The following is a 25,971-nucleotide window of genomic DNA, read 5'->3' as shown; positions in this document are numbered from 1 at the left end:
CTCAGGGACGATAGGTTCCGCTTTTCAGCTGTTCGACCAGGATGGCGGCCTGGCTGTCCAGCCCCTCCTGCTGTTGTTTGCTCAGGGAGTGGTAGAGGCTGAAACGGCTGGCCGACACCTCGGCGGCGTTCTGGAACGACTCGCTCACCTTGCCCCACAGATAGGCCTGCCCGTACTCCTTCTGGCCCATGTAGAGGGTGCTGAGGGAGGTGAGGATGCGGCCGTTCACCTGATCTCCTTCCCGGTAGAGAGAGAGGGCGTGCTGCATCAGCGCGATGGCCTTTTGCGGCTCGCGCTTGGCATAGATGCCCCCGAGCGCCAGCTGCAGTTCGGGCTCCTCCAGCGCGGGCTGCCCCTCCAGCGCCAGAAACTGCTGGCGGGCCAGCTCGTTGGTGTTGTTGGTCCAGTGCCAGAGCAGCAGATAGGGATCCTTGGCGTTGCGGGTGGCGGCATCGAGCTGGGCCAGCTGGTCGCCGGCCGCCAGCATCCCCTCCACCCGCGGGCTCTTCTGCTCGCGGGCATTCTTGTACTCGATGTTGGTGGAGCGTTCGGCGCACTTGAGGTAGCGCTCCAGGTTGCGCATCAGCTCATACTTGCGCCGATCCGTCCCCTCCTCCTTGAGATAGAAGCGGCTGCGAATGATGTCGGTACGCTCGTAGCGGCACCAGCCATCGTCTACCAGATCCTGACAGAGCTCGGGATGGTTGCTGCAAATATTGTGGATCCGGTCGTCATTGCAGCCCGCAACGGCAAGGCCGACGGAAAGCATGATGAAGGTCTGTCGCAGGGGCAAATTGGCCATGGCTCACATCTTGTTGAAAACGCAGGTTGATAACAACGGGAGCCTCGAGCGGCCACCTACGGCTAGCAAACCGGTTACATATCCATTACAATGCGCGCGCCGTATAAGGCCGCGACTGCAGAATAATATAACGAAATATACACCCCTACACTGATCTGCATTCGACGAATTTCTATTTGCCCCAACAACGTGAAATAAAGGATCTGGTTAATGACCCACGAGCACTATCTGCAGGCGTGGCAGGAGAGCCAGGAGCTCGCCGAAGCCATGCAACCCCTGATCGGTCGCCTCTACCGTCAGCAAGGGATCGAGATCACCATCTTCGGCCGCCCGCTGCAAAACGCCTCTACCATCGATATCCTCAAGGCCCACCGGGTCGTTCGCCGCCACCAGGGAGCCCCCCTCCCGATCCAACAGAGCTTTCCCCTGCTGCAAGCCATCCTGGCCCTGAACCCGACCGCCGCCGAGATCGATCTGGGCAAGCTGGCCGTGGGTTACTGGCAGGCTCACCAGGATGAAGCCGGCATCGACGACTACCTGCGTGCCAAGCTGGCACCGGCCCTGGGTCGCGGCGTACCGGCTCCGACCGACGTGGTGCTGTACGGCTTCGGCCGCATCGGCCGTCTGCTGGCCCGGTTGCTGATCGAGCGCACCGGCGCAGCCAACTCCCTGCGGCTGCGTGCCATCGTGGTGCGTGGCGGTCGCGACGGGGATCTGGAGAAGCGTGCCAGCCTGCTGCGCCGTGACTCGGTACACGGCCCCTTCAACGGCTCCATCGAAGTGGATGTGGAACGCAGCGCCATCATCGCCAATGGCACCTTCATCCAGGTGATTTACGCCAACAGCCCGGCCGACATCGACTACACCGCCTACGGCATTCACGATGCGCTGATCGTCGACAACACCGGCGTCTGGCGTGACGAGGCGGGTCTGTCCGAGCACCTCAAGGCGCGCGGCACCGCCCGGGTGCTGCTGACAGCTCCCGGCAAGGGGGAGATGAAGAACGTGGTGTTCGGGGTCAACCACCAGGTGATCACGTCTGACGATCGCATCATCTCCGCCGCCTCCTGCACCACCAACGCCATCACCCCTGTGCTCAAGGTGATGCAGGACAAATACGGCATCCGCCACGGTCACGTGGAGACGGTCCACTCCTACACCAATGACCAGAACCTCATCGACAACTATCACAAGGGCGAGCGACGCGGTCGCAGCGCGGCCCTCAACATGGTGATGACCAGCACCGGCGCCGCCAAGGCGGTGGCCAAGGCGCTGCCCGAGCTCAAGGGCAAGCTGACCGGCAACGCCATCCGGGTGCCTACCCCCAACGTGTCGCTGGCCATCATCAACCTGTCGCTGGAGCAGACCACCGATCGGGAGAGCCTCAACGCCTATCTGCAGCAGATGGCGCTGAGCTCGGCCCTGCATCGCCAGATCGACTTCAGCGCCAGCACCGAGCTGGTCTCCTCCGACATGGTGGGTTCCCGCTTTGCAGGCATCGTCGACTCCCAGGCCACCATCGCCGAGGGGGATCACTGCGTGCTCTACGTATGGTATGACAACGAGTTCGGGTACAGTTGTCAGGTAGTGCGGGTGATGGAGCAGATGGCTGGCGCGGTTCGCCAGGATCTGCCTGCATAGCCCGCCAGGATCTGCCGCTTAAGCCCGGGTTCATGGCTCAATTTCAAGGAGAAGGCCGGATGTCAGTTCAACAAGGTGAGTTTTTGCAAGCAATCAGGCAGATGCCCAAAGAGGTGTACGAACGCCTCAAGACGGCGGTCGAGCTCGGCAAGTGGCCTGATGGCAAGCCGCTCACCGACGAGCAGAAGGCCACATCGCTGCAGGCTGTGATGGCTTGGCAGGCGATGCACCTCGACAACCCCGAGCACATGAACATCGGCCGTGACGGCGAGATCGTGATGAAGAGCAAGAGCGAGCTCAAGCGCCAGTATCGCGACGAGGAAGAGATAGTGCGGGTCGACCTCAGCCACTGAGGCAGGCCGCACGTCACCTATCGCGGTAACGAAACGAAAGAGGGGAGCCATAATGGCTCCCCTCTTTTTTCCTCTCTATGCAGGATGACTCATCCCCCTCATCCCCGGCCCTTCTCCCACCAGGGGAGAAGGGAGCTAGCACGCACCTGCTAACAGTAAGCGGGCCACCTGCCGGCGATCTTCATGGCAAACCTCGTCACCTCGATCTATCCCCTCTCCCCCCATGGTAGGGAGGTCAGAAGCTGTTCACGACCTGTCGCGAGAAGACGTCAGCAAGGTGAAGAGCAGCACAGGAACCGGAGTGTATACGCATACATGAGGATTCCGAGCAGCACATGAGCCTTGATCACGGCTTCGCAGTAAGGTCGTGGACAGTTTCTCAGGGGGTCAGCTCACCCCGCAGGGACTGCTGCATAAGCTCGCGGATGCGCGGCGCCGGCAGATCCTGGCTCAGCAGGAAGTGCAGCTTGGTCAGCGCCGCCTCGGCGGTCATGTCAAAGCCCGAGATGACCCCGGCGCGCGACAGGGCGTTGCCGGTGGCATAGCCCCCCATATTGACCTTGCCGTGCAGACACTGGCTCAGGTTGACGATGATGACGCCACGGGCCGATGCCTCGGAGAGCAGCGCCAGCATGGCCGGATTCTGCGGCGCATTGCCCACCCCGAACGAGAGCAGGATCAGCGCCCGTACCGGCTGTTGCAGGATGTTCGCGATCACCTCGGCCGAGATGCCGGGATAGAGGGTCACCACACCGATGGGCTGGGGGGTGATGTCGTGCAGCACCAGCGGCCGCTCGGACGGCACGCCCAGCTCGCCTGCCTCCAGCGAAATGGCGATGCCGGCGTTGAGCAGCGGCGGGTAGTTCGGCGAATCGAAGGCGTGGAAGCCGTCGGCGTGCACCTTCTTGCTGCGGTTGCCGCGATAGAGCTGGTTGTTGAAGAACAGCGTCACCTCGTGGATCGGGTAGTTGGCCGCGATGTAGAGGGCGTTGAGCAGGTTCTGCTGACCGTCGGAGCGCAGCTCGGCGAGCGGGATCTGGGAGCCGGTGATGATCACCGGCTTGTGCAGATCTTCGAGCATGAAGGAGAGCGCCGAGGCGGTGAACGACATGGTGTCGGTGCCGTGCAGGATGACGAAACCGTCGTATTTCTCGTAGTTGTCACGAATGTCCTCGGCGATGCGCTGCCAGTCCGCCGGCGTCATGTCGGAAGAGTCGATGAGGGGCGCATATTCGTGAATATGGTAATCCGGCATCTCGGGACGATGGAACTCGGGCATCCGCGCCAAACAGTCTTCCATGAAGCCCGCCATCGGCACATAGCCGTGGTCGGAACGCTGCATCCCTATGGTGCCGCCTGTGTAGGCGATATAGATGGACTTCTTCACACCCTCTCCTCTTTGATGGGCACAACAGCCGCGAATCGTGGCTCAAACGGGACGAAACGGTGGCATCGACTGCCTGCCGCATTCGCCATGGGCCGAAAGCCCGCACATGATAGCGCGCCAGGCCGCCGGCTCACATCCCACCAGTGCCGTCCGCGGGCCAAAAATCGCCGAATTATAGGGACTGGTGCCCCAAATGACAGCCAGGAAATAGCCCTCACCCCGGCTTGCACCGCGACTAACCCGATAGTGTTAAATTTCACAACAAACACAATGAGCGACCATTTATCTGACAAATGTGGATATAAGTGGTGTTTTTTGCTACTATCCGCTCGATTTTTCATGAATCTCATCTGGATGCCTGATCAATTCAGGCCCGCACCGGTCCCATTCTTACGTGGGGCGGGGGCATGTCGCCCCTTCTTTGTTGGCACCTGAGCCACACTGTTTTTATCCCGGCTGAATCTGTGAGTCTGCATCAACGAAAGACACAGCCAATCAACATGGGAGTACTGAATGCTACAACTTGATTCCTACGCCACCCTGGTCGCAGCCACCCTTGTGTTGCTGCTCGGTCGTCTGCTGGTGACCCGAGTCGGGCTGCTGCGCACCTTCAACATCCCCAAACCGGTTGCCGGCGGCCTGGTGGTCGCCCTGGTGCTGCTGCTGCTGCGCGCCACCCTGCAGATGGAGCTGCAGTTCGATACCAGCCTGCAAACCCCGCTGATGCTGGCGTTCTTCGCCTCCATCGGTCTCTCCGCCGATCTCGCCAGCCTCAAGCGCGGCGGCAAGGCGGTGCTCACCTTCCTGCTGGTGGTCACCGGCCTGCTGCTGGTGCAGAACAGCCTGGGGGTGGGTCTGGCCACCCTGCTCGGTCTGGATCCCCACATGGGACTGCTGGCCGGCTCCATCACCCTCTCCGGCGGCCACGGTACCGGGGCGGCCTGGGGTGCCACCTTCACCGAGAAGTACGGGGTGCAATCCGCCGCAGAGCTCGCCATCGCCTGTGCCACCTTCGGCCTGGTGCTGGGGGGCCTGATCGGTGGTCCGGTGGCCCGCTATCTGGTGAAGAAGGTGCAGGTGCCCGGCGAGGAGCACAACCGGGACGACGCGCCGCAAGGCTTCGAGATGCCGGACATGGAGCGCCCGCTCACCACCTTCAGCCTGATCGAGACCCTGGCGCTGATCGCCATCAGCCTGAAGGGGGGCGAGATGCTCTCCGCCTATCTCAAGGGCGGCGCCTTCGAGCTGCCGGTGTTCGTCTGCGTGCTGTTCGTCGGCGTGCTGCTGCGCAACGTGCTGACCCTGCTCAACTGGCACGAGGTGAGCGACCGCGAAGTCTCCCTGCTCGGCAACGTCAGTCTGTCGCTGTTCCTGGCGATGGCGCTCATGAGCCTGCGACTGTGGGATCTGGCCAACCTGGCGCTGCCCATCTTCATCCTGCTGGCGGCCCAGACCGTGGCCATGGCGCTCTACGCCATCTTCGTCACCTTCCGGGTAATGGGCCGCAACTATGATGCGGCCGTGCTGGCAGCGGGCCACTGCGGCTTTGGTCTGGGGGCCACCCCCACCGCCATCGCCAACATGCAGGCCATCACCCAGCGCTTCGGTCCCTCCCACCTGGCGTTTCTGGTAGTGCCCATGGTGGGCGCCTTCTTCATCGACATCATCAACGCCATGGTGATCAAGCTGTTCCTGGCACTGCCCTTCCTGTAATTCCTTTCCCGTCAGACGTATATGAACAGAGCCCACCCCCTGGTGGGCTCTGCCATTTCTGCTGGCCAGCTTCTCTGCACCACTTCCTTCATGGATAGCCGTGGCGAGACCCATAAACAAAAAGCCCCGCACTCGGTAGAGTGCGGGGCTTGGTCATGGCGGCCGTGCTTGCCGCGTTCAAGCACTTACAGGATAAAGGTCGAGACCTGCTTGTTCAGGTCGGTGGCCCGCCCCTTGAGGCTCTCGGCCTGATCCAGATCGCGCATGGCGGCGGCGGTGATCTCGTCACTCACATCCTTGATGGCGGTGGTGTTCTGGGTGATCTCGCCGGTCACCTGGGTCTGCTCCTCGGCGGCCGTGGCGATCTGGCCCGCCATGTCGGAGATGAGGCTGACTGCCTGGGTGATCTCTTCGAGCGCAGCGGCGGCGGCATCGGCGTCTTTCACGCTGTTGTCCGCCAACCCCTGGCTGGTCTGCATCAGGCTCACCGCACGGGCCGTGGTCTGCTGCAGGGTCTCGATGGTGGACTGGATCTCCTGGGTGGAGTCCTGGGTACGGCGCGACAGCACCCGCACCTCGTCCGCCACTACCGCGAAACCGCGGCCCTGTTCACCGGCGCGGGCCGCTTCGATGGCCGCGTTCAGCGCCAGCAGGTTGGTCTGCTCGGCGATACCCTGAATGGTGGAGAGGATGCCGGAGATGGCCTGGGCGTGGCGGCTCAGCTCGCCAATCACCTCGGTCGCCTGCCCCACTTCCTCGGCCAGACCGTTGATGGACTGACGAGTCTGGTTCACCAGCATCTTGCCCTGCTCACTGCTCTGGGCAGACTGCTGGGCCGCGGCGGCGGTGTTCTCGGCGTTGCCGGCGATCTCCATGGTGGCGCTCGCCATCTCGGTAACCGCGGTGGCGACCATGGTCACCTCCTGCTGCTGGCGCTGCAACTCGTCCACGGCGGCCTGGTTGGTCACCAGACTGCGCTCGGCATCGGCGTTCAGCTCGTTGGCCAGCTGACGGATGTTGCCGATCAGCTGGTGCTGGCTGCCGACGAAGCGGTTGAAGCTGTTGGCCAGCTGACCCACCTCGTCGTTGGTGTCGATCTTGATGCGCTGGGTCAGATCGCCGTTACCGTCGGCGATGCGGGCCAGGGCCTGGGAGACCTTGCCAAGGGGCCCCAACAGCAGGCTGACCAGCCAGGAGATGGCGAGGATGCTGCCCACCAGCACCAGCAGGGCCAGGCCAAGCTGGGTCATCAGCAGGGAAGAGAGCGGCGCCTCCAGGGTCTCCTTGTCCAGCACCAGCACCAGCTCCCAGTCGGTGTCGGGGATATCCACCGCCCACAGCAGCTTGTCGCGCCCTTCGCCGTCGAAGTAGGCCGGCACCAGGCTGTTGCTGGTCTTGCTCTGCTCGATCAGGGCATTGGTCAGATCGTTGTCGATCTCGGTGGCCGGTTTCATCGCCTTGGCCGCGTCCTTGTAGGCGATGACGGTGCCGTCCTTGTGCATCATGATGGCGAAACCGTCGGCCGGCAGCTTCATCTTGGTGACGTCTTCCACCAAGGAGGCGATGGAGAGGTCGCCGCCGACCACGCCGCCCTGCGCCGGCTGGGCCAGGGTCACCACCATGATGTTGTAGGCCACGTCAAGGTAAGGCTTGGTGACGATCATGCCACCCTTGCCCATCGCCTCCTGATACCAGCCGCGGGAGCGGGGATCGTAACCGTCACGATTGATGGAGGGATCGGAGTCGTTCATCTTGCCGCTGCTCTCGCCAAAGTAGGTGAGCTGGAAGCGGCCGGAGACTTGCGCCTGTTGCAGGGCGTTGAGGGGTTCGGCACCGGCCTTGTTGCCGAGCGCCTGAATGACGTCGCGACGGGCCGCGAGCCAGTCACTGACGCTGGCGGCCTGCTGGTTGCCGAGGCGTTGCACCTGTTCCTGACTGCCTTGCAGCAACAGGGACTTCTGGCTGGTGTAGCTCTGCCAAGAGAGCAGCAGGATCACCAGCGAGAGGGCGATGACCACTGACAACAGTATCTTCTGCTTGAGTGATAGATTTTTCATCATGCGTTCTTCTTATGGAGGTCAGGAACAGGATTTCCCAAAAAGTGCACAGCACTGCGTAGTTATTAACGACCCGTCGGCACAAAACTGAACCGGAAAATGGGGCGGTGGGCGATATTTTCCACCGAGTTGGGGAAAACTGCACCAGAAATTGACTACCGGGCACGCACAAGGACAGCCGACCCTGTTTATTCCTTCCACAATTGGCTAGAATATCCCGTTTTTAAATCACATCGACCCCGAGAGTTTTCACGATGTTTGAAGTCAATCCTGTATTAAACAAGCTTAAGGAGCTGTCTGAGAGGACCGAGCTGCTTAGGGGGTACCTTTGACTATGACGCCAAGAAAGAGCGTCTAGAAGAGGTCAACGCCGAGCTGGAACAGCCGGACGTCTGGAATGAACCCGAGCGCGCACAGGCGCTGGGCAAGGAGCGCGTCGCGCTGGAAAACGTGGTCGGTACCATCGACACCCTGACCCAGGGTGCTGACGACGTGGCCATGCTGGTCGAGCTGGCCGTGGAAGGTGAAGACGAAGATACCTTCAACGAAGCCGTGGCCGAAGCCGACGTGCTGGAGTCCAAGCTGGTGGATCTCGAGTTCCGCCGCATGTTCTCCGGTCAGCACGATCCCTCCGACTGCTACATCGACATCCAGTCCGGCTCCGGCGGTACCGAGGCCCAGGACTGGGCCAACATGGTGCTGCGCATGTACCTGCGCTGGGGCGATGCCCACGGCTACAAGCCCGAGCTCATCGAATGCTCCGAAGGCGACGTGGCCGGCATCAAGTCCGCCACCATCAAATTCACCGGTGAGTACGCCTTCGGCTGGCTGCGCACCGAGACCGGCGTACACCGTCTGGTGCGCAAATCGCCGTTCGATTCCGGCGGTCGTCGCCACACCTCGTTCTGCTCCGTGTTCGTCTACCCCGAGATCGACGATGACATCGACATCGAGATCAACCCGGCCGACCTGCGCATCGACGTCTACCGTGCCTCCGGCGCCGGTGGTCAGCACGTCAACCGGACCGAATCCGCGGTACGTATTACCCACATTCCCACTGGGGTCGTGGTACAGTGCCAGAACGATCGTTCCCAGCACAAAAACAAAGATCAGTGTATGAAGCAGCTGAAGGCCAAGCTCTACGAGCTGGAAATTCAGAAGCAGAATGCCGAGAAGCAAGCCCTCGAAGAGACCAAGTCCGACATCGGCTGGGGCAGCCAGATCCGTTCCTATGTGCTGGATGATGCGCGCATCAAGGATCTACGTACCGGCGTCGAAACCCGCAATACCCAGGCGGTACTCGACGGCGATCTGGACAAGTTTATCGAAGCTAGCCTGAAGTCAGGCCTGTAAAAAAACAGAACAGCAGGAATCACCATGTCTGAACAAACCACCACTCCGGAAGTCGACCAAACTCTCGAACTGAACAACGAGATGCAGGAGCGTCGTTCCAAGCTGGCCGCCTTGCGCGCCCAGGGCAACCCCTTCCCCAACGACTTCCGTCGTGACCACCTCTCCGGCGATCTGCACGCCGAGTTTGGCGACAAGAGCGCCGACGAGCTGGCCGCACTGGGTAAACGGGTGAAGATTGCCGGTCGCATCATGACCCGCCGGATCATGGGCAAGGCGTCTTTCGCCACCCTGCAGGACATGGCAGGCAAGATCCAGGTCTACGTCACCCGTGACGACCTGCCGGAAGGCTTCTACAACGAGCAGTTCAAGAAGTGGGATCTGGGCGATATCGTGGGTGTCGAAGGTACCCTGTTCCGCACCAACACAGGCGAACTCTCCGTTCACGTCTCCGACATTCGCCTGCTGACCAAGGCCCTGCGCCCGCTGCCCGAGAAGCACAAAGGTCTGACCGATCAGGAAGCCCGCTGCCGTCAGCGTTACCTGGATCTGATCGCCAACGAAGAGTCCCGCAAGACCTTCGTGACCCGTACCAAGGTCGTGGCCGGTATCCGCAAGTTCCTGAATGACAAGCGCTTCATGGAAGTGGAAACCCCCATGATGCAGGTCATCCCGGGTGGCGCTTCTGCCCGTCCGTTCATCACCCACCACAACGCACTGGACATCGACATGTACCTGCGTATCGCTCCGGAACTCTATCTGAAGCGTCTGGTGGTCGGTGGTTTCGAGCGTGTCTACGAGATCAACCGCAACTTCCGTAACGAAGGTATCTCCGTTCGCCATAACCCCGAGTTCACCATGCTCGAGTTCTATATGGCCTACGCCGACTACATCGATCTGATGGATCTCACCGAAGAGATGCTGCGCACCCTGGCGCAGGACATCCTGGGCGACACCAAGATCCGTTACGCCAAAGAGGGCGAAGAGGGCCTGACCATCGATTTCGGTCAGCCGTTCCAGCGCCTCTCCATGGTTGACTCCATCCTGAAGTACAACCCGGATGTGACCCGCGACGATCTGGCGACCCTGGAGAAGGCCACCGCCGTCGCCAAGCGCCTGCACATCGAGCTGATGAAGAGCTGGGAACTGGGCCACGTGATCACCGCGATCTTCGAAGAGACCGTGGAGCACATGCTGCTGCAACCGACCTTCATCACCGAGTACCCGGCCGCCGTCTCCCCGCTGGCCCGTCGCAACGACCAGAACCCGGACGTCACCGACCGCTTCGAATTCTTCATCGGCGGCCGCGAGCTGGCCAACGGCTTCTCCGAGCTGAACGATGCGGAAGATCAGGCCGAGCGCTTCCAGGCCCAGGTTGACCAAAAAGCCGCAGGTGACGACGAAGCCATGTTCTACGACGCCGACTTCGTCACCGCGCTGGAACACGGTCTACCGCCGACTGCCGGTCAGGGTATCGGTATCGACCGTCTGGTGATGCTGTTCACCAACAGCCACACCATCCGCGACGTCATCCTGTTCCCTGCTCTGCGTCCACAAAAGTAAGCGCCGAAGAAACAGGGCCGCAGCAGCACAGCTGCCGTCCATGACAATCAAAACGCCCCGCAACTGCGGGGCGTTTTTTATGGTAGGCACAAACCGGTGTGGCGAACGCTCAAGCCGCCGTCAGTCTCGCGCTTATGAGGCTGGTGGCAGCAGCCACTCCCCCTGCCACAGGGTGACGGCCTGACCCGCCATCAGCACCCTATCTCCCTGCAATTCAAGGCGCAGCTCCCCGCCCCGGGCCGAGATCTGGCGGGCCCGCAATTGCTGTTTGCCTAGCCGCTCGGCCCAGAAGGGCACCAGGGCGCAGTGGTTGGAGCCGGTCACCGGATCCTCGTCTACCCCGACCCAGGGGGCGAAGTAACGGGAGACGAAGTCATGGTCAGGGTCGAGCGAGGACGCCGTCACCATCAGGCCGCGGCCGGGCAGCGCGCGCAGGGCCGGAAAATCTGGGCTGAGCGCGCGGACCTCCTCCTCGCTGGCGAGCTCCAGCAAGAACTTGGCACCAGCCGCCAGGGTTTGCAGCGGCTGGCAACCGACCGCCGCCGCATAGGCCGGATCCAGAACGAGCGGCGCCGGGGCAATGCGCGGGAAATCGAGCCAGATCCACTCCCCTTCGCGCCTGGCCACCAGCTCGCCGCTGCGGGTCTCGAAACGAATGACCTCATCCTCTGCCACCGCCCCCGTCTGCCACAACACGTGGGCCGCCGCCAGGGTGCCGTGACCGCAGAGATCCACTTCCAGCTCGGGGGTAAACCAGCGCAGCTGGTAGCGGGCCCGGCCCAAAGGCACCAGAAAGGCGGTCTCCGACTGGTTGAACTCGGCCGCCATGGCCAGCAGGGTGGCATCCGGCTGGCTCGGCCCCAGCGCCACCACCGCCGGGTTGCCGCCAAAGGGGCGCCGGCTGAAAGCATTGACATGAAACAAGCTGATGATCGACATTCACGCTTCCTGTGTGGGTAATACGGGCTCATTCATCGCCTTTATACCATGAGAACCCTGTCGACCTGCGTCGCCTTGCGACCCTCTCCATCGCCTTTTTAATGCAGTAATAGAATAAAAAAGACATTTTTATTCTTTGTTGTTATCCATCACACCCCTTAACCTGACCAAAAATCGGACCATGGAAGACGTGTGTGATGCAATTGAAGGACTCCCTGACCAACCTGACTCCCCTTTCTGACGAGCAGCAGCGACAGCTGAGCCAGGCGCTATCGACCCTCAATACCCAGCAACTGGCCTGGGTGAGCGGTTATCTCTACGGTCTCTCCCAGGCAGGCAGCCAGCCTGCCGTGACCGGGGCAGCCGCCGCCGCCCCCAGCGGCAATCTGACCATTCTCTACGGCTCCCAGACCGGCAACGCCAAGGGCGTGGCCAGCGCCATCAAGGCGCAGGCCGAAGCCCGTGGCCTGCCGGTGACCCTCACCTCCATGGCGGACTACAAACCCAAGCAGCTCAAGAAAGAGACCCACCTGCTGGTAGTAGTAAGCACTTACGGGGAGGGTGAACCACCGGAGAGCGCGGTCGATCTGTACGAGCAGCTCAAGAAGGGCAAGGTTGGCAAGCTGGAAGGGCTCAAGTTCGCCGTGCTGGGGCTGGGTGACAGTTCCTATGAATTTTTCTGCCAGACCGGCAAGGACTTTGACAGCCTGCTGACCAAGGCCGGCGCCGATCGGGTGCATGAACTCGCCAGCCTGGACGTGGATTATCAGGATGCCGCCAAGGCATGGGGCGAACAGGCGCTCAACGCCATCGCCGCCACCCTCTCTGCCGGCCCTGCCGGCAGCAGCGTGGCCAGCGCGGTCCAACAAGCGGTCGGCCACAGCCAGTACAGCAAGGAGAACCCCTTCCCGGCCAGACTCTCGGTCAACCAGAAGATCACCGGTCGCGACTCGACCAAGGATATTCGCCACATCGAGATCAGCCTGGAAGAGTCCGGCATCCGCTATCAGCCGGGGGATGCGCTGGGCATCTGGTTTGACAACGATGCCGACCTGGTCGGTGAGGTCTTGGCGCTGGCTCATCTCTCCGGCGACGAGGCCACCGCCCGCGGCAGCCTGCGCGAGGTGCTCAGCCGCGAGTTGGAGCTGACCCGCTTGCACGGCGGCTTTATCACCGGCTTGGCAGAGATCTCAGACAACGCGGCGCTCAAAGATCTGGCCGGCGACAAGGCCCAGGTCAACACCCTGGTGGCCAGCGCCCAGGTGGTGGATGTGCTCAAACGCTTCCCGACCGCGCTCACAGCCGAACAGCTGATCGGCCTGCTGCGCCCGCTCACTCCACGCCTCTACTCCATCGCCTCCAGCCAGAGCGAGGTGGAGGAAGAGGTGCACCTGACTGTCGGCGTGGTGCGCTACCCGCAGGAAGATGGCACAGTGCGCAGCGGCGCCGCCTCCTCCTACCTGGCGGACCGTCTGCCGGAGGATGCCGAGGTGCGGGTATTCGTGGAGCACAACGACAACTTCCGCCTGCCGCAAAACCCCGATACCCCCGTCATCATGGTGGGCCCTGGCACCGGCATCGCCCCCTTCCGGGCCTTCTTGCAGGAGCGGGAAGCGCAAGGGGCCGACGGCAAGAACTGGCTCTTCTTCGGCAATCCGCACTTTACCCAGGACTTCCTCTATCAGGTGGAGTGGCAGCGCTATGTGAAGTCGGGCCTGCTGTCGAAGATCTCCCTGGCCTTCAGCCGGGATCAGGCCAACAAGATTTATGTGCAGGACCGCCTGCGCGAGGCGGGGCTCGAGCTCTACCAGTGGCTGGAAGCAGGCGCTCACTTCTATGTGTGCGGCGACGCCAACCACATGGCGAAGGATGTGCAGGAAGCCCTGCTGGATGTGATTGCCGAACATGGCCAGAAGAGCCGTGAGGAAGCAGAAGAGTATCTGAGCGAATTGCGTCGTGCCAAACGTTATCAAAGGGATGTCTATTGATGAGCAAACAAGTTATTCCAGGACCGGTGGAAGGACCGCTGGCCGACAACGAACGTCTGAAACGCGAGAGCAACTTTCTGCGCGGCACCATAGAGCAGGATCTCAAGGACCCGCTCACTGGCGGCTTCAACGGCGACAACTTCCAGCTGATCCGCTTTCACGGCATGTATCAGCAGGATGACCGCGACATTCGCCCCGAGCGCGCGGCCCAGAAGCTGGAGCCACTGCACAACGTCATGCTGCGTGCCCGCCTGCCCGGCGGCATCATCACCCCGGCCCAGTGGCTGGTGATCGACCAGTTTGCCGAGGAACACAGCCTGTACGGCAGCATCCGCCTGACTACCCGCCAGACCTTCCAGTTCCACGGGGTACTGAAGCGCGACATCAAGCTGATGCACCAGACCCTCAACAGCACCGGCATCGATTCCATCGCCACCGCCGGCGACGTGAACCGCAACGTGCTCTGCACCAGCAACCCGGTGGAGTCCGAGCTGCACCAGGAGGCCTACGAGTGGGCCAAGAAGATCTCCGAGCACCTGCTGCCCAAGACCCGCGCCTACGTGGAGATCTGGCTGGACGGCGAGAAGCTGGGGGATGACGAGGAGCCGATCCTGGGCTCCAACTACCTGCCGCGCAAATTCAAGACGACCGTGGTGATCCCGCCCCACAACGACGTGGACATCCACGCCAACGATCTCAACTTCGTGGCCATTGCCGAACACGGAAAGCTCGTGGGCTTCAACGTGCTGGTGGGCGGGGGTCTGGCCATGACCCACGGTGACACCACCACTTATCCGCGCAAGGCGAGCGACTTCGGCTTCGTGCCCCTCTCCCACGTGCTGGAGGTGGCGGCCGCCGTGGTCAGTACCCAGCGCGACTGGGGCAACCGGGTCAACCGCAAGAACGCCAAGACCAAGTACACGCTTGAACGGGTGGGGGTCGAGGCCTTCAAGGCCGAGGTGGAGAACCGTGCCGGCATCCAGTTCGGGCCGGTTCGCCCCTACGAGTTCACCAGCCGCGGCGATCGCTTCGGTTGGGTCGAGGGGATCGACGGCAAGCACCACCTGACCCTGTTCATCGAGAACGGCCGCCTGCTGGACTTCCCGGGCAAGCCCCTCAAGACCGGCATGCTGGAGATCGCCAAGGTGCATCAGGGGGATTTTCGCCTCACCGCCAACCAGAACCTCATCATCGCAGGCGTCCCGGCCGGCGAGAAGGCCCGCATCGAGGCGCTGGCGCGCCAGTACGGCCTGCTGGATGACGGCGTGAGCGAGCAGCGCAAGCAGTCCATGGCCTGCGTGGCCCTGCCCACCTGCCCGCTGGCGATGGCCGAGGCCGAGCGTATGCTGCCCGCCTTTGTCACCGATATCGAAGGGTTGCTGGCCAAACATGGGCTGGCAGATGACGCCATCATCTTCCGGGTCACCGGCTGCCCCAACGGCTGCGGCCGCGCCATGCTGGCGGAGGTGGGTCTGGTGGGCAAGGCACCGGGTCGCTACAATCTGCACCTGGGGGGCAACCTGGAGGGGACCCGCATCCCGCGCCTGCACCTGGAGAACATCACGGAGCCGCAGATCCTGGCCGAGCTGGACGCCCTGATCGGCCGCTGGGCCAAGGATCGCAACCCAGGCGAGTGCTTCGGCGACTTCGTCATTCGCGCCGGCATCATAGCTCCGGTCATCGACTCCGCGAGGGACTTCTATGCAGCCTGAACAGAGTGATACAGCCCGGCTGGCGCGCACCGCCAACGGCCGGCTCGACCTCGACGCCCTGCTAGCCCTGGGCCGGGAGGAGCAGGTCGAGGCGCTGGTTCCCCTCAACCGGGAGCTGGACGCCATGAGCGCCCCCGAGCGGGTGCGCTGGGCCCTGGCCAACCTGCCGGGGGAGCATGTACTGTCGTCGAGTTTCGGCATCCAGGCGGCGCTGATGCTGCACCTGGTGAGCCGCGAGCGGGCAGACGTGCCGGTGGTGCTGACCGATACCGGTTATCTCTTCCCCGAGACCTACCGTTTCATCGACGAGCTGACCGAGCGGCTCGCCCTCAACCTCAAGATCTACCGGGCCGCGCTCACCCCGGCCTGGCAGGAGGCCCGCTTCGGCCTCCTGTGGGAGCAGGGGGTGGAGGGGATCACCCGCTACAACCAGCTCAACAAGGTGGAGCCGATGGACCGCGCCCTGAACGAGCTCGGTGCCCGCACCTGGTTCTCGGGCCTGCGCCGGGAGCAGTCGGGCAGCAGGGGCAAGCTGCCGGTGCTGGCCATCCAGCGCGGCCGCTTCAAGTTCCTGCCGGTGATCGACTGGAGCAACAAGGACGTCTTCTACTACTTCAAGGAGTTCGACCTCCCCTACCACCCCCTGTGGGAGCAGGGCTACCTGTCGGTCGGCGACGTGCACACCACCACCAAGTGGGAGCCCGGCATGAGCGAGGAGCAGACCCGCTTCTTCGGCCTCAAGCGCGAGTGCGGTCTGCACGAGGAGAGTGGCGAGAGCGACGGCTCCGGCATCTGAGCCAGACGTTATCCCCGCACGGCTCCCATAAAAAAACGCCCGGCAACTGCCGGGCGTTTTTCTTTGCGTAAAAGGGTTACGTACCGCCCCTCATTACCTAGCGGCGGCGCGCGCCTGGGTCAGCCAGTCGTTCACCAGTGCCTCATGGCCCTTGAGCCAGGCATCGGCGTGACGCTCCACATCCGCCGGCTTGTTCTGCCCCTTGTTCATCAGGCCGTTCTGCACGTTGATGTCATTGAGCGGCAGCTTGACGATGGAGAAGAGCCTGGCGGCAGCCGGGTTGGTCTCGGCGAACGCCTTGTTGGCGACGATGTGCATGGTGTTGACCGGGAAGCCGTAGTTCTTGCCGTTCGGCAGCCGGGTCTTGGCCGCATCAGGGCCATCGGCGGGCACCTGTAGCCACACCACATCCCGGCCGGGCACCAGCTCGCTGCTGAGCCAGTAGGGGGTCCAGGTGTAGTAGAGCACCGGCTTGCCGCTCTTGAAGCGGGCCTGGGTATCGGCGATCAGCGCCGCATAGTTGCCCTGCTTGTGGGTGACGGTGGGGGTCAGCCCAAACTCGGCCAGATGGCGGTTGATCGCCTCTTCGCAGCCCCAGCCCGGGTTGCAACCGATGAGATCGGCCTTGCCGTCGCCATCGCCGTCAAACAGCGCCGCCAGCTTGGGATCCTTGAGCTGTCCCAGGTTGGTGATGCCATAGCGGGTCGCGGTCTGCTTGTCGATGAGATAACCCTGGGCGGCCCCGGCCACATAGGTCCCCTCACGGAAGAACACCTTGTCACCCCCCGCCTGCTCATATTTGTTGTTCTGCAGCGGTATCCAGTTGAAGGCCAGAAAAGTGCCATCCCCCTGCGCCACCGAGGCGTAGGCCACGTTGTAGTCCACCTCCTGGGCCGGCTGGACGTCATAGCCGAGGCGCGCCATCAGCTTGCTGACCAGCAGGGTCTGAAAGCTCTCCTCCGGCAAGGAGCTCTGCAGGGGCTGAACGCGCACGCCCTCCCCCGGCAGCTCGGTACTGGCCATGGCGAGCGGACCGAACAGCTGGGCGCTCAGCAGCAGGGAGCCCAGGGTCAGCCTTTTGGTGATCAGTCTCATGCATTTACTCCTTTGTAATCGATTGGCTTGTCGCGACCGAGCAGGCGCAGCAGCAGGGCGGCGGGGCCGCGCTGATACCAGCGTCCGGTCCGGCTGCGATCCGGCTGTCCCATCGCCTGGGTGAGGCGGTCGAGCACGATGGCCAGCAGCACGATGCCGAGGCCGCCGATGGAGGCGAGCCCCATGTCGAGTCGGCCGATGCCGCGCAGCACCATCTGGCCGAGGCCCCCTACCGCGATCATGGAGGCGATCACCACCATGGAGAGCGCCAGCATCAGGGTCTGGTTGACCCCGGCCATGATGGTGGGCATGGCAAGCGGCAACTGCACCTTGAACAGCAGTTGGGAGGGGCTGGCACCGAACGAGTGGGCCGCCTCCACCAGATCGGCAGGCACCTGGCGAATGCCCAGCATGGTGAGCCGGATCATGGGCGGCAGCGCAAAGATGACGGTCACCACCACCCCGGGCACGTTGCCGATGCCGAACAGCATCACGATGGGGATGAGGTAAACGAACGCCGGGGTGGTCTGCATGGCATCCAGCAACGGCCGGGTCCAGCGTGACAGTCGCTCGCTCCGCGCCAGCAGGATGCCGGCCGGCAACCCGAGCAAGACGCAGAAAAAGAGCGAGGTCAGTACCAGCGACAGGGTCACCATGGCATCGGACCAGGCGCCAATAAGCCCCACCATCACCAGCGAGACCAGGGTCCCCAGCGCCATGCGACCGTTCACCAGTTGCCAGGCGATCAGGGTCAGCAGGCCGATCATCAGGGTGGAGGGCACCGTCTGCAGCAGATGGGTCATGCCGTTCAGGGTCAGCTCCACCGGCGCGTGGATCAGCTGGAACAGCGGCCGCAGGTTCTCCACCAGCCAGCCGATGCCCCCCTCGACCCAGCTATCCAGCGGCACCAGCGCCTGCTGGAAGGGATCCAGCCAGTCGACTGCGGCCGTGGTGTCCACCGTCTCGATCTGGTTCTGCCAGTCGGTGGCGGCGGTGGCGGTATCGCTCCAGGGATCGGCCACCTCGGTGGCACTGGAAGCCGTGGCGCCCCAGGGGTCGGCCGCCACCTCATCGGCCCACAGGGAGGGACTCGCCAGCAGCACCAGGGCCAGCAGCCCGCTCAGTAAAAAATGGGGATTCATCCGCTTCATGCCGGGGTACTCCTGTCCAGGGTGTTCAGCAGGTTGGCCTTGGAGATGAGGCCGAGATAAGTGCCATCCTCCTCGACTACGGGCACCTGACAGGGGGCGGCCGCCACCTGGCTGATCAATTCGTTGAGGGCGGTGTCCGCCAGAATGGGCTGGATGTCCGCCAGCAGCGCCTGCTCCAGGCTGCCTTTGGCCCTGACAGCCTGACCGAGCGACTCCACCGAGACGACCCCGAGGAAGCGGCGCCGGCGATCCACCACGTAACCGAACTCCCGCTCCTGCTCCTTGAGCTGGCGCAGGGCGTTGCCCGGCCCGTCGGTGGTGTGCTTCTTGATGAGCGGCATCTGCTTGCGGCTGGCCACGTCGCGAGCGCTGAATACATGGGCCAGATCCACCCCGCGAAAGAAGGCGCGCACATAGTCGTTGGCGGGCTGGTTGAGGATCTCGTCCGGGGTGCCGACCTGCACCATCTGGCCGTCCTGCATGATGGCGATGCGATCGCCGATGCGCATCGCCTCGTCCAGATCGTGAGAGATGAAGACGATGGTGCGCTGCTGGCTGGCCTGCAGCTTGAGCAGTTCATCCTGCATCTCGGTGCGGATCAGTGGATCCAGCGCCGAAAAAGCCTCGTCCATCAGCAGGATGTCGGGGTCATTGGCAAGGGCACGGGCCAGCCCGACCCGCTGCTTCATGCCGCCGGAGAGCGCATCGGGAAAGGCATCGACCCACTGCCCCAACCCCACCTGCTGCAGCGCCTGGCGGGCGCTCTGCTGACGTTCCGCCAGCGGCACCCCGGCCAGCTCCAGCCCGAAGGCGGTGTTTTCCAGCACGCTCAGGTGCGGCATCAGGGCGAAGGACTGGAATACCATGCTGATCTTCTTGCGGCGTACCTGACGCAGCTCGCTGTCGGAGATGGCGGCAATATCCTCGCCATCGATCAGCACCTGACCGCGGCTCGGCTCGATCAGCCGGTTGAAGAGACGCACCAGGGTGGATTTGCCCGAGCCGGAGAGGCCCATCACCACGAAGATCTCCCCTTCGTCGATGGCCAGATTGACATCCTGGACCCCCAGGGTCTGCCCGGTTTTTTGCAGTATGCTGGCGCGGTCATGGCCTTTGGCCAGCAATTTGAACGCTTTTTCCGGCTGATCGCCGAAGATTTTGTAGAGTGATTTGACCTCGAGTTTGACTGTCATATTGTCCTTTTTTCTTGGCCGACGGGCTGCCTGGCAAACCGTCGAACGTGAGCCAATTACTTTTAACACTAAGCAATTAAAAGCAAAAACAAAATAACCAAAAGAGTCCCATCCGAATGAGATACATACAAGCAATTGATTTAGCTTGTTAATTTGAGCAACAAAAAACACAAGCTTATATGCAAAGATCGACAATTGACTAATGCATTTGTTAGATAACTAATCGTTATTGCGTTTTGACAAACCAAGAAAAGTGAAAATCAGGCAGATTGGAGAGGGCAACCAGACAGGATCCCGCACAGGCCGAAGGACTAGGCAATTCCTTACGGCTCTATTGATAGACAGGCAATAAATAAGGGAATGCTAGAGGGCAGTTAAGTGAAGCAATAAAAAAGCTCCACCTACTGGACAATACCAAGGCCGGGCACAGGCCATGTCCTGTTATCTGGTAACCAGTTCGGCACCTTTTGGGATTGGCTTGTACGAACTTTTGCAATAGTAACCGCAGTCACCGTTATCTTGTTTTCATGTGGTCTTGAGTACATCACCCCGCCGTGGTGGCCATTTAGGGAGACCTTGGGCCAGAACTGCCTCCAGCTCGCGCAGACCAGACCAGACACCGGGCGCTGCGGATGCGGGGGGCTGGCACATCTGCGCCAACAGTCCCGGAGCTTCGGGGTAATGAGTGGCAAAGTGGCGCGGCAGGGCTTCATAAGGCCACACCTCGGCGGGATCCTCCAGCGCAGGTGGCAGCACATCAAAAGGCGCGACCATCAGGGGATGACGAACTACCGGCAAGGGCAACCCCGCCCATTGACGCAGGCGTAATACCAGCAGCACCTCCAGCGGCCAGTAGTGCCAACGGCCGATGATCGCCTCCTCTCGATGAAAACGAGGATCCTTGAGCCCGCCGTAAGTGTGCAAATGGCATGCCTGGGTCAACAAGTGTCCCACCGTTCCCACATCTTCACTATCCCACAAGGTCAACAGCGCCAGATAAAGCGGCTCCTGAGCCAAATCGACGCCCAGTGGCAAGGGCCTCCACCCCAGAAAGCGGCTTGTTAGCTGCAAGGCAAAGGTTTCTATAAAATAGGGGCGAATATATTCATTCGCGATGCAAATAGCCGGGGCGCTATGAGCCAACGCCACACAATCAGTCAAACGACGGCGATCACCAAGTAAAGCTAGGTGCATTGCCACAAAGCCTATACGATGAAATTTGAAACCAGCATCGGGTTTTAATTGACCAGATTGTTTACTTCGATACAGCTCTATCTGGTAGTAACACACCAGTTGCCAATAGAGCAGAGGATAGCGGCGATATGCCGTTTGTGGCCAACGGCCTGCCAGCAGGCTTGTACCCAGCAAGTGATCCAGCTCCGCCAAGCAAACGCTCTCGACCATTGGTAGCACCGCGTATGCATCCCCTTCAGGAACAGGGATATTGGCAAGCGTTTTATCAATCCATTGTCGCTCTGCATTGCAATGCAGATCCTCATTTGATGACCTTGGTAACAACTTATTGCGACAATAAAGCTCTCGCTTAGGAAAGCGGGGCCAGGAAGCGTAATCAAATTGGGCGAGCAAGGCGCTCAGGCAAGGAGACATACAGATTCTCTTATGGGGTCGATGAGGATGTCGTGGCACTCTTTCTGCCCGGTGTGGGAGCATCACCACGCTGTGGCGGCCATTTGGGCACACCACGTGAGAGCACCTGCTCCAGTTCACTCAGCGTTGGCCAGACGCCTGGCGCTGCGGATGCGGGGGGCTGGCACATCTGCGCCAACAGTCCCGGAGCTTCGGGATAGTGGGTGGCAAAGTGGCGCGGCAAGGCTTCGTAAGGCCACACCTCGGCGGGATCCTCCAGCGCAGGTGGCAGCACATCAAAAGGCGCGACCATCAGGGGATGCTCTACTACCGGCAAGGGCAACCCCGCCCATTGACGCAGGCGTAATACCAACAGCACCTCCAGCGGCCAGTAGTGCCACCAGCCGATGATCGCCTCCTCTCGATGGAAACGGGGATCCTTGAGCTCGCCGTAAGTGTGCAAATGACATGCCTGGGTCAACAAGTGTCCCACCGTGCCAACATCGTCACTGTCCCACAAGGTCAACAGCGCCAGATAGAGCGGCTCCTGAGCCAGGTCGACGCCCAGTGGCAAGGGCCCCCACCCCAGAAAGCGGCTGGTGAGCTGCAAGGCAAAGGTTTCTATAAAATAGGGACGAATATACCTAGTCGCTGGGCAGATAGCCGGGGCGCTATGAACCAACGCCACACAATCCGTCAAACGACGGCGATCACCGAGCAAGGCCAGCAGCATCGCCACATAACCCATGCGCTTAAAATTAAATCCTGCATGGGGCTGCAACTGGTTCAACTGTTTGCTGCGATACAACTCTATCTGGTAGTAACGCACCAGTTGCCAATAGAGCAGCGGATAGCGGCGATATTCTGTTTGTGGCCAGACGCCTGCCAGCAGGCTTGTTCCCAGCAAGTGATCCAGCTCCGCCAGGCAAACGCTCTCGACTATTGGTAAAAGCGCGTATTCATCCCCTTCAGGAACGGGGATATTGGCGATCGTCTTGTCAATCCATTGTCGATCTGCATCGTAGAATTGATTTTCACTGGAAACCCTTGCTAGCAACTTCTTGCGACAATAGGGCTCTCGCTTGGGAAAGCGGGGCCAGGAAGCGTAATCGAACTTGGCGAGCAGGGCGGCAATAGGCACTGTTGAATCACTATCCATGTCATTCACTCAAAAAACGTCAACCCATTATTGAATAGGGGTCACACGATCATACTGGTCTCAGCGCCGCTGCCAGGTCTCGAAACAGTAGGGGTGGGGGCTCTTCTCGTCGGGCTGATGTGACTCGCGCTCGATACAGGACCAGTCGCCCTCGTCAAAGGCCGGGAAACGGGTATCCCCCTCCACCGCCAGATCAATGCGGGTCAGATAGAGTCTGTCGGCCCGTGGCAGCAGCTGGCCGTAGAGATGACCGCCCCCGATCACCATCAGCTCGGTAACATCGCTGCCGGCCAGCAGCGCCAGCGCAGCGTCCACCGAGTCGATGACCTCCACGCCGTCGGCCCGGTAGTCGGGGTTGCGGCTGATCACCAGGTTGCGGCGGCCAGGCAGCGGCCGCCCGATGGATTCAAAGGTCTTGCGCCCCATCAGCACCGGCTTGCCCAGGGTCACCCGCTTGAAGTGGGCCAGATCCGCCGGCAGGTGCCAGGGCATCTGGTTGTCCAGGCCGATCACCCGATCGTGGGCCATGGCGGCAATCATGGAAATCATCATGGGGTCAACCTCTCGCACCGTCTGTCAGATAATGGGGCGATTACGGTACACGACCAGGGAGGGGATCGCCAAACCGAAACTCAGGGCCCCCACGATAAACAACGCCTTGAGGCCGTTTTCCACCGCGCTCTGGATAAGCTCCATGGTCACCCCGGAGATATTGAGCTCCACCACGGCGATCATCGCCTTGAAGGCGTAGCTGCCCGGGATCATGGGAATGATGGAGGCAACGCTGAACACCGGGCGCGGTGCCAGCAGCCGGCGCGACCAGTAGACGCAGACAAAACCGACCGTGGTCGCCGCCGCCAGGGTGGCCCACTCGATGGGCATGCCATGGTGAATGAGCAGGGTGCGCAGGCTGTGAGCCAGGGCGCCGCCCATGGCGCAGTACTTCAACATCCGTGGCGGCACGTTGAACAGCATGGCAAAGCCCACCGCCGGAATGGCCGACCAGAAGGCATCCTTGGCCAGCAGCCAGAGCAGATCCATCATGGCACCCTCCCCCAGCTTCCTGTCACCGATATGGCGAGAATGATCCCGATATGGTTCCGCGCGCTGATGGATAGCCGGTTTGCCCCGATCAACAGGGTCGATACAGCGTCAAAGATCTTCATACCTTCCACCCCCAGATACCGGTCACCGACATGGCGAGAATAATCCCTATCGCCGCGCTGATGGTGAGCAGGGTCGCCGTGCCCCAACGGGCCAGCCCCATGTTGAAGTAACCCTTCACCATGTCGGAGACCGCATTGATGAGCGGAAAGCCCGGCACCAGCAGCAGTACGCTGGCCGCCATGGCGAGATAGGGCTGGGCCCCCCAGTTGAAGAAGGTCGCGCTGGAGGCGAGCAGGGTGGCGATAAAGCCGGTGGTGGCAAAATTGATGAGGGGGCTGTGGTGATGACGCGCCATCAGCTGGCGCGCCCGCATGGCGACCGAAGCCGAGAAGCAGGTCACCAGGAAGATGGGCCAGTCACCGCCAAACAGCAGACTGAAGGCACCGCAGGAGAGCCCCACCATGGGCACCACCAGCCAGGGGTGATAGTGGAACGGTACTATGGCCTCCAGGCGCTGACGCACTTCCCGCGCGCCGATCAGATCCTTCTCCGCCATGATGCAGATACGCTGGATCTCGCACACCACCTGCATGTTGATGCCGTGCTCGCGCACCCGCCGGGTGGTGGTGACGCAACTGCCCTGATAGAGGCTGGTGAGCACGATGGCGCTGGAGGAGATGGCCATCTCGACGCTCTCCAGCCCGAGCGCCATGCCGAGCCGGACCGTGGTCTGCTCTATGATGCGACTCTCGGCGCCGAACTGGGCCAGCATCTGGCCCACCTTGACGATGATCCGGGTGATCTCCGTCTGCTGCTCCCGCGACAGCACCCGCCTTGGTGTGATACTTCTCATAATCCCTTCGAGTCGTAGCAAATTAAAAAAGTGTCGCCATGTTAGCCTAACTATCGGCGCCGTTCATCTACACATATCACGCCAATAAACAAACTCAAATAAAATAAAAAGCGACACAAAAATACATCAAATAGATTACAAATCACCCCAAACTGTTCAACGCCAGTCAGATAGCCTCACCCGGAAACCACAACAATGGCGGGAATATATTAAAATGACTTATCCGGAATAATATTATTTTCTCTTGCGATAATAATCACTGAAATAGAGGATGTTGTTCTCTTTATATTCCGGTAGCGGCTCAACATAATCAGGATTATTGAGCTGAACCATTTCACAACGCATGGAATAAAAGGAGTCGTGCATCATGGCGGCAATCCGGATGCAGCTGTCCATGTTGTTCTTGGCCAGCTGGCGCTGACAGTCGATGCGAAATTGCAGGCCGCGCAGGCGCATTTGCTGCTGCGGGCTGACCCTGTCGATCAGCCCTTCTATCTCTTGCTGAAGCAACTCGTCGAGCCGCTCGGGCTCCACCACCGCCAGCCGTTTCAAGGTATCAAAATCAGGCAACTCCATATGCCCTCCCGCGGCCAGCCGCTGCATGGTGATACTCAAACAACAACAATCGGTTCATATTTTCACCAATCGCTTCAGGTGTTATATAAGCCGAACCCCGCTGCGGTTCAATCCATGAGGCCGGCTTTCCCCTCCCGCTGCGCCAAAAGATGACGGCGCAGCGAAAATCCGACCCGGTTATTCGTTATGGATCAAACGATTATTCCTGAATATCGATGGCTGATGCGTTTATACATTTTTGGCACGACAATATGCAGATGTTATGTCTTATTGAAAGGAAGTGGCCAATATAGTTTGCCATTTGACGCTCGCCTTCGCGCCACCATCCGGCTGGTTTAACATATCTTGCTGATTATGTTATTTTATTTGCCACTTATAGCGGCAACCAAGAGCAGACCATGAGCAAGGCAAGAATCGGTATCGTCACCGTCAGCGATCGCGCCAGTGCGGGCATCTACGAAGATCTCTCCGGCAAGGCCATCATCGACACCCTGAACGCCTATCTGACCTCGGAATGGGAACCCTTTTATGAGGTGATCCCCGACGAGCAGGAGCAGATCGAGGCAACCCTGATCCGGCTGGCGGACCAGGAGCAGTGCAGCCTCATCGTCACCACAGGTGGCACAGGGCCGGCCAAGCGGGACGTTACCCCGGAGGCAACCGAGGCGGTGTGCGATCGCATGATGCCAGGCTTTGGCGAGCTGATGCGGGCCGAATCCCTCAAGTTCGTGCCGACCGCCATCCTGTCGCGCCAGACCGCCGGCCTGCGCGGCAGCTCGCTCATCGTCAACCTGCCGGGCAAGCCCAAGTCCATCCGCGAATGTCTGGATGCGGTCTTCCCCGCCATCCCCTACTGCATCGATCTGATGGAAGGCCCCTATCTCGAGTGCGACGAGGCCGTCATCAAGCCGTTTCGCCCGAAGAAATAAAAGCTGGGCGGGGATTTGCC

22 protein-coding genes are annotated in these 25,971 nt (G+C 61.3%); 9 read left to right on the top strand and 13 right to left on the bottom strand.

The window, feature by feature from the left end; translation table 11 throughout:
* Position 1: 1 nt before the first annotated feature.
* Entirely contained in the window at positions 2-802 is an 801-nt protein-coding gene (locus tag ACB031_RS05165) for a DUF2989 domain-containing protein (RefSeq protein WP_017766725.1), read from the bottom strand.
* Between the two features lie 210 nt (positions 803-1,012).
* Here ACB031_RS05165 and ACB031_RS05160 point away from each other — a divergent pair, with 210 nt between their 5' ends.
* Together ACB031_RS05160 and ACB031_RS05155 are read left to right on the top strand one after the other, a co-directional pair.
* On the top strand, positions 1,013-2,443 hold the full coding sequence (locus ACB031_RS05160) for a glyceraldehyde-3-phosphate dehydrogenase (RefSeq protein ID WP_371139156.1): 1,431 nt from the start codon (positions 1,013-1,015) through the stop codon (positions 2,441-2,443).
* 59 nt (positions 2,444-2,502) lie between these two features.
* Complete coding sequence (locus ACB031_RS05155; protein ID WP_371139155.1) at positions 2,503-2,796, top strand: YeaC family protein; 294 nt, start codon at positions 2,503-2,505, stop codon at positions 2,794-2,796.
* Between the two features lie 379 nt (positions 2,797-3,175).
* On the opposite strand, the gene ansA is transcribed toward ACB031_RS05155, so the two are convergent.
* Complete coding sequence (ansA, locus tag ACB031_RS05150) at positions 3,176-4,183, bottom strand: asparaginase (protein WP_005297986.1); 1,008 nt, start codon at positions 4,181-4,183, stop codon at positions 3,176-3,178.
* Positions 4,184-4,696: 513 nt separating this feature from the next.
* On the opposite strand from ansA, the gene gltS reads away from it, so the two are divergent.
* The gene (gltS, locus tag ACB031_RS05145; protein ID WP_017780300.1) at positions 4,697-5,896 is read left to right on the top strand and encodes a sodium/glutamate symporter; all 1,200 of its coding nucleotides are present in this window, start codon (positions 4,697-4,699) and stop codon (positions 5,894-5,896) included.
* A gap of 185 nt (positions 5,897-6,081) precedes the next feature.
* Here gltS and ACB031_RS05140 read toward each other — a convergent pair whose 3' ends face one another.
* Positions 6,082-7,953: a methyl-accepting chemotaxis protein gene (locus tag ACB031_RS05140; protein WP_017780299.1), complete on the bottom strand. Its 1,872-nt coding sequence runs from the start codon at positions 7,951-7,953 to the stop codon at positions 6,082-6,084.
* 254 nt (positions 7,954-8,207) lie between these two features.
* On the opposite strand from ACB031_RS05140, the gene prfB reads away from it, so the two are divergent.
* Together prfB and lysS are read left to right on the top strand one after the other, a co-directional pair.
* Positions 8,208-9,306 (top strand): peptide chain release factor 2 gene (gene prfB, locus ACB031_RS05135; RefSeq protein WP_099358782.1). Its coding sequence is split into 2 segments (ribosomal slippage): positions 8,208-8,282 and positions 8,284-9,306, totalling 1,098 coding nucleotides; the frame shifts between segments, so codons are not numbered across the junction.
* A gap of 24 nt (positions 9,307-9,330) precedes the next feature.
* Positions 9,331-10,866: a lysine--tRNA ligase gene (gene lysS, locus ACB031_RS05130; RefSeq protein ID WP_005297982.1), complete on the top strand. Its 1,536-nt coding sequence runs from the start codon at positions 9,331-9,333 to the stop codon at positions 10,864-10,866.
* A gap of 132 nt (positions 10,867-10,998) precedes the next feature.
* On the opposite strand, the gene ACB031_RS05125 is transcribed toward lysS, so the two are convergent.
* Entirely contained in the window at positions 10,999-11,805 is an 807-nt protein-coding gene (locus tag ACB031_RS05125) for a PhzF family phenazine biosynthesis protein (protein WP_211052752.1), read from the bottom strand.
* 197 nt (positions 11,806-12,002) lie between these two features.
* Between ACB031_RS05125 and ACB031_RS05120 the strand changes: the two genes are divergently transcribed.
* From ACB031_RS05120 to ACB031_RS05110, 3 genes are read left to right on the top strand one after another with little or no spacing between them, the layout of a single operon-like run.
* Complete coding sequence (locus ACB031_RS05120; RefSeq protein WP_211052901.1) at positions 12,003-13,793, top strand: assimilatory sulfite reductase (NADPH) flavoprotein subunit; 1,791 nt, start codon at positions 12,003-12,005, stop codon at positions 13,791-13,793.
* Positions 13,793-15,505, top strand: coding sequence for an assimilatory sulfite reductase (NADPH) hemoprotein subunit (cysI, locus tag ACB031_RS05115; RefSeq protein WP_211052766.1), 1,713 nt, complete (start codon positions 13,793-13,795; stop codon positions 15,503-15,505). The genes ACB031_RS05120 and cysI overlap by 1 nt, the downstream gene beginning before the upstream one ends.
* Positions 15,495-16,301, top strand: coding sequence for a phosphoadenylyl-sulfate reductase (locus ACB031_RS05110; protein ID WP_211052768.1), 807 nt, complete (start codon positions 15,495-15,497; stop codon positions 16,299-16,301). The genes cysI and ACB031_RS05110 overlap by 11 nt, the downstream gene beginning before the upstream one ends.
* Positions 16,302-16,394: 93 nt before the next feature.
* Here ACB031_RS05110 and proX read toward each other — a convergent pair whose 3' ends face one another.
* The 9 genes from proX to ACB031_RS05065 all read right to left on the bottom strand — a co-directional run bounded on the left by proX (position 16,395) and on the right by ACB031_RS05065 (position 25,022).
* Positions 16,395-17,396, bottom strand: a complete 1,002-nt coding sequence (gene proX, locus ACB031_RS05105; protein ID WP_211052770.1) for a glycine betaine/L-proline ABC transporter substrate-binding protein ProX — start codon at positions 17,394-17,396, stop codon at positions 16,395-16,397.
* Positions 17,393-18,547 (bottom strand): glycine betaine/L-proline ABC transporter permease ProW, encoded by a 1,155-nt coding sequence (proW, locus tag ACB031_RS05100; RefSeq protein WP_211052772.1) that lies wholly within the window; start codon positions 18,545-18,547, stop codon positions 17,393-17,395. The genes proX and proW overlap by 4 nt, the downstream gene beginning before the upstream one ends.
* Complete coding sequence (gene proV / locus ACB031_RS05095) at positions 18,544-19,740, bottom strand: glycine betaine/L-proline ABC transporter ATP-binding protein ProV (protein WP_211052779.1); 1,197 nt, start codon at positions 19,738-19,740, stop codon at positions 18,544-18,546. The genes proW and proV overlap by 4 nt, the downstream gene beginning before the upstream one ends.
* 525 nt (positions 19,741-20,265) lie before the next feature.
* Entirely contained in the window at positions 20,266-21,348 is a 1,083-nt protein-coding gene (locus ACB031_RS05090) for a hypothetical protein (protein WP_371139154.1), read from the bottom strand.
* A 10-nt stretch (positions 21,349-21,358) separates the two neighbouring features.
* Positions 21,359-22,486, bottom strand: coding sequence for a hypothetical protein (locus tag ACB031_RS05085; protein WP_258118712.1), 1,128 nt, complete (start codon positions 22,484-22,486; stop codon positions 21,359-21,361).
* A gap of 60 nt (positions 22,487-22,546) precedes the next feature.
* Positions 22,547-23,038 (bottom strand): type 3 dihydrofolate reductase, encoded by a 492-nt coding sequence (gene folA / locus ACB031_RS05080; RefSeq protein WP_371139153.1) that lies wholly within the window; start codon positions 23,036-23,038, stop codon positions 22,547-22,549.
* 24 nt (positions 23,039-23,062) lie between these two features.
* Complete coding sequence (locus ACB031_RS05075; RefSeq protein WP_005297957.1) at positions 23,063-23,530, bottom strand: threonine/serine exporter family protein; 468 nt, start codon at positions 23,528-23,530, stop codon at positions 23,063-23,065.
* A gap of 118 nt (positions 23,531-23,648) precedes the next feature.
* Entirely contained in the window at positions 23,649-24,446 is a 798-nt protein-coding gene (locus tag ACB031_RS05070) for a threonine/serine exporter family protein (RefSeq protein WP_005297956.1), read from the bottom strand.
* A gap of 234 nt (positions 24,447-24,680) precedes the next feature.
* Positions 24,681-25,022: a DUF3135 domain-containing protein gene (locus ACB031_RS05065; RefSeq protein WP_279699912.1), complete on the bottom strand. Its 342-nt coding sequence runs from the start codon at positions 25,020-25,022 to the stop codon at positions 24,681-24,683.
* A gap of 398 nt (positions 25,023-25,420) precedes the next feature.
* Here ACB031_RS05065 and mog point away from each other — a divergent pair, with 398 nt between their 5' ends.
* Positions 25,421-25,951 (top strand): molybdopterin adenylyltransferase, encoded by a 531-nt coding sequence (gene mog, locus ACB031_RS05060; protein ID WP_371139152.1) that lies wholly within the window; start codon positions 25,421-25,423, stop codon positions 25,949-25,951.
* Positions 25,952-25,971: the final 20 nt, after the last annotated feature.

Source organism: Aeromonas sp. S8(2024) (assembly GCF_041403085.1).
GTDB classification, from domain to species: domain Bacteria; phylum Pseudomonadota; class Gammaproteobacteria; order Enterobacterales; family Aeromonadaceae; genus Aeromonas; species Aeromonas dhakensis.
The sequence above is the reverse complement of the archived record's forward strand: the minus strand, read 5'-3'. Positions and strand labels throughout refer to the sequence as shown.